This window comes from Thomasclavelia sp., from assembly GCF_017889095.1.
Classification (GTDB): Bacteria; Bacillota_I; Bacilli_A; order Erysipelotrichales; family Coprobacillaceae; genus Thomasclavelia.
The window spans coordinates 1-3,889 of sequence record NZ_JAGHEW010000044.1 but is presented as its reverse complement, the minus strand read 5'-3'; the positions used below and the strand labels follow the sequence as shown (position 1 = coordinate 3,889).

General features: G+C 32.2%; 5 protein-coding genes. 4 read left to right on the top strand and 1 reads right to left on the bottom strand.

Annotated features, from left to right (window positions below):
- Window positions 1-178 precede the first annotated feature (178 nt).
- Window positions 179-580 carry an IS200/IS605 family transposase gene (gene tnpA, locus J7M77_RS01995; protein WP_296875472.1) on the bottom strand — a complete coding sequence of 134 codons (402 nt, stop codon included), beginning with the start codon at window positions 578-580 and terminating at the stop codon, window positions 179-181.
- 362 nt (window positions 581-942) lie between these two features.
- Here tnpA and J7M77_RS01990 point away from each other — a divergent pair, with 362 nt between their 5' ends.
- From J7M77_RS01990 to J7M77_RS01975, 4 genes are read left to right on the top strand one after another with little or no spacing between them, the layout of a single operon-like run.
- Window positions 943-1,155: a FeoA family protein gene (locus tag J7M77_RS01990; protein ID WP_296875470.1), complete on the top strand. Its 213-nt coding sequence runs from the start codon at window positions 943-945 to the stop codon at window positions 1,153-1,155.
- Between the two features lie 16 nt (window positions 1,156-1,171).
- Complete coding sequence (locus J7M77_RS01985) at window positions 1,172-1,393, top strand: ferrous iron transport protein A (RefSeq protein ID WP_296875468.1); 222 nt, start codon at window positions 1,172-1,174, stop codon at window positions 1,391-1,393.
- 20 nt (window positions 1,394-1,413) lie between these two features.
- Entirely contained in the window at window positions 1,414-3,597 is a 2,184-nt protein-coding gene (gene feoB, locus J7M77_RS01980; protein ID WP_296875466.1) for a ferrous iron transport protein B, read from the top strand.
- Window positions 3,598-3,610: 13 nt separating this feature from the next.
- Window positions 3,611-3,814 (top strand): FeoB-associated Cys-rich membrane protein, encoded by a 204-nt coding sequence (locus tag J7M77_RS01975; protein WP_296875464.1) that lies wholly within the window; start codon window positions 3,611-3,613, stop codon window positions 3,812-3,814.
- Window positions 3,815-3,889: the final 75 nt, after the last annotated feature.

The following is a 3,889-nucleotide window of genomic DNA, read 5'->3' as shown; positions in this document are numbered from 1 at the left end:
GTTTTAATCATTTCTTTATAATGCTTTTGTGTTACTGTTACCAAAGAATTATAAATCTGTCTGCCAATCTCAAAACGTTTATCTAAGATATCTTCCTGATATTTTTCTGTTTTAAGAGGAAACTGAAGAATAAAATTTGCCATTGTATTCACCATCTTTCTAATAGTATCTTCCCTTTTTAATATCGTTTCTTTTGGTTTTCTACATACTCCTTAACAGTTTCGCTAGATACATTACCCGCAGTTGAAACAAAATAATTTCTTGTCCATAAACTAGGCATTTTTGATAATTCAATAAATTCTTTTCTAAGAATTTTACTTGTATATCCTTTTATCTGTCGCATAATATCTGATGGACTTTGTGTGGGTAAACAATTTAAGAACATATGAGTATGGTCTTTGTCGCATTCAATCGCAATAATTTCTATTTTCGACTCCTTACATTTTAATTTGACCAATTCTTTAAATCGTTTTTCTACATTAGGTATCAGAAAAATTTTTCGTCTGTATCTAGGACAAAATACAAAATGATAATTTATCAAAGATACAGTTGTATTTGTATGTCTATATTCACTTTTCATATAATTATTATACATCAATGTGTGTATAAAATAAAAGTGAACATACACGATTTTTTATAAAAATCTTGTGCTATCCATCCCACACCTAAAGGAGCGGGCTTTTCGCACTATTTTTTTGTAATAATAGGTTGAGTTGGTATTTAGAATTTTGTTATTTATTAATAGGTGAATTGTAGGATAGTTTAATTTGTAAATGAATATATTAGTATAGAAATACTTTTTAAGTGGCTTTACTTATTAGTTTTATTGTTTGTAGTTAGTTTTGTTTAACTTTTTGCTTTAGAAGTATTGACATTTAAGTTAGATGGGTATAACATATTCTTAGTTAGATGAGGCTAACAGAAAAGAGTGAGGAAGTGATAATGATGCCTTTAACAATGGTTTCAATTGGAGACAAACAAACAATAAAACGGATTGGTGGAAAGCAGGAAGTAAAGCTGTTTTTAGAATCACTAGGTTTTACCGTTGGTACACCGGTTACTGTTGTTAGTAAGAATCAGGGTAATTTAATTACTAAAATTAAAGAATCACGGATTGCTATTTCTAAGGAAATGGCAAATAAGATCATGGTTTAAAAGGGGGTAAAATTAATTGAAAACTTTAAAAGATGTAAAAAAAGGAGAGACTGCAACAGTTGTAAAACTACATGGTGATGGTGCAGTAAAACGTAGAATTATGGATATGGGGATTACTAAAAATACTGACGTGCTTGTTCGTAAAGTAGCACCACTTGGTGATCCGATTGAAGTAAAAGTACGGGGATATGAATTATCTATTCGTAAAGCGGATGCTGCAATGATTGAAGTAAAGTAATATAGGAGGGTATATAGACGATGTCAATTACAATTGCACTAGCAGGAAACCCTAATAGTGGTAAAACAACATTATTTAACGCATTGACAGGTTCTAATCAATTTGTTGGAAACTGGCCTGGGGTAACTGTCGAAAAAAAAGAAGGTAAATTAAAAGGTCATAAAGATGTAAAATTAATGGATTTACCAGGAATTTATTCTTTATCACCATATACATTAGAAGAAGTAGTTGCACGTAATTATTTGATTCAGGAATGTCCTGATGCAATTATTAACATTGTTGATGGAACTAACTTGGAAAGAAATTTATATTTAACGACACAAATAATGGAATTAGGAATTCCAGTAGTTATGGCTATAAATATGATGGATATTGTAGCTAAAAACAATGATAAAATTGATACTAAGATGTTATCAAAAAAATTGGGATGTAAAGTGGTTGAAATTTCTGCTTTAAAAGGTACTGGAATCAAAGAAGCAGCTAATGAAGCAGTTGCTTTAGCTAAAGCAAATCATTCTAATCCACCAGTACATCACTTTGATAAAGAAGTTGAAGAGCAATTAGATGTAATTGAAGATATGATTAGCAGTGAAATTGCTGATGATCAAAAACGTTTTTACGCAATTAAATTATTTGAACGCGATGATAAAATCTCAGCATTAATGAATCATGTTCCTGATGTTGAAAAAATCATCAGTGACTTAGAAGAAAAATTAGATGATGATGCTGAAAGTATCATTACTAATGAACGGTATAAATATATCACTTCAATTATTAGTGACTGTTATCAAAAAAATAGTAAAGAACAATTAACTGTTTCTGATAAGATCGACCGCATTGTTACAAACCGTTTTTTAGCCTTACCGATCTTTGCTGCAGTTATGTATGTCGTTTATTATGTATCTGTAAGTACGGTTGGTGATGTAGCAACAACTTGGGCTAATGATGGTGTCTTTGGTGAAGGCTGGTCATTATTTGGAATGGCGATTCCAAGTGTTCCTTCATTAGTTGAAAGTTTATTGAATACTTTAGGTACGGCTGGCTGGTTAAATGGTTTAATTCTTGATGGAATCGTTGCTGGAGTAGGGGCTGTTTTAGGATTTGTTCCACAAATGTTTGTTTTATTCTTCTTTTTAGCGATTCTAGAATCTTGTGGTTATATGGCTCGGGTTGCTTTTATTATGGACCGTATTTTTAGAAAATTCGGATTATCAGGAAAATCATTTATTCCAATGTTGATTGGTACTGGTTGTGGCGTTCCTGGGGTTATGGCTTCAAGAACAATTGAAAATGACCGAGATCGTAAAATGACGATCATGACAACTACATTTATTCCTTGTGGTGCTAAATTACCAATTATTGCTTTAATTGCTGGAGCATTATTCGATGGAGCATCATGGGTGGCACCTAGTGCTTATTTTGTGGGAATTGCAGCGATCATTACTTCAGGAATCATTTTAAAGAAAACAAAACGGTTTGCTGGTGATCCAGCACCATTTGTAATGGAATTACCGGCTTATCATATGCCAACAATTTCAAATGTTTTAAGAAGTATGTGGGAAAGAGGCTGGTCTTTTATCAAAAAAGCTGGTACAATCATTTTACTTTCAACAATCGTGATTTGGTTTACTTCTTACTTTGGCTTTGTCGATGGACAGTTTACAATGTTAGAAGATACTCAATTAGATCATAGTATTCTTGCGATGATTGGTAATGCGGTTTCTTGGATTTTTGCGCCACTTGGATGGGGTGATTGGAAAGCTGCGGTGGCTGCTATTACTGGATTAGTGGCTAAAGAAAATGTTGTTGGAACATTTGGTATCTTATTTGGATTTGCTGAAGTTGCCGAAGACGGTGTAGAGATTTGGGGTACTTTAGCTACTACTTATACTCAGATTGCGGCTTATTCATTCTTGATCTTTAACTTATTATGTGCACCATGTTTTGCTGCTATTGGTGCAATTAAACGAGAAATGAATAATGGCAGCTGGACTGTCTTTGCAATTTTATATCAAACAATCTTTGCTTATGTAGTAGCCTTTAGTGTATATCAAATTGGCAGTGCGATTATTTATGGAACATTTGGTATCGGTACAATTATTGCAGTAGTACTTGTAGCTGGATTTGTTTATTTATTAGTAAGACCATATAATGAAAGTAAAAAATTAGATATTGATTTAAATAAAACAGTAACTCAAAAATAAAGAGGTGAATGTAATGACTTGGTTATTTGAAAATTTAGGAACAATTGTTGTAGCTGGGATAATTTTAATATTAGTAATACTGGCAATTAGATCAATTCATAAAGATAAACTTGATGGCAAATCATCTTGTGGTGGTGATTGCGGCTTTTGTGGGGCAAATTGTCATGAAAAAAATAACTTGGTCGAACAATATCACCGTGATTGTGGAAAGTGTTAAAGCTTTCCACTTTTTTAACTATTCAAAAAGCTGTATTTCAAATAAAAATAGTCGATTTCTCGACTTTTAAAGTTC

What these genes read in the sequence shown, in the direction of transcription:
- J7M77_RS01975 (WP_296875464.1), top strand. Translation starts at nt 3,611, where the DNA reads ATGACTTGGTTATTTGAAAATTTAGGAACAATTGTTGTAGCTGGGATA.
- feoB (WP_296875466.1), top strand. Translation starts at nt 1,414, where the DNA reads ATGTCAATTACAATTGCACTAGCAGGAAACCCTAATAGTGGTAAAACA.
- J7M77_RS01990 (WP_296875470.1), top strand. Translation starts at nt 943, where the DNA reads ATGATGCCTTTAACAATGGTTTCAATTGGAGACAAACAAACAATAAAA.
- tnpA (WP_296875472.1), bottom strand. Translation starts at nt 580, where the DNA reads ATGAAAAGTGAATATAGACATACAAATACAACTGTATCTTTGATAAAT.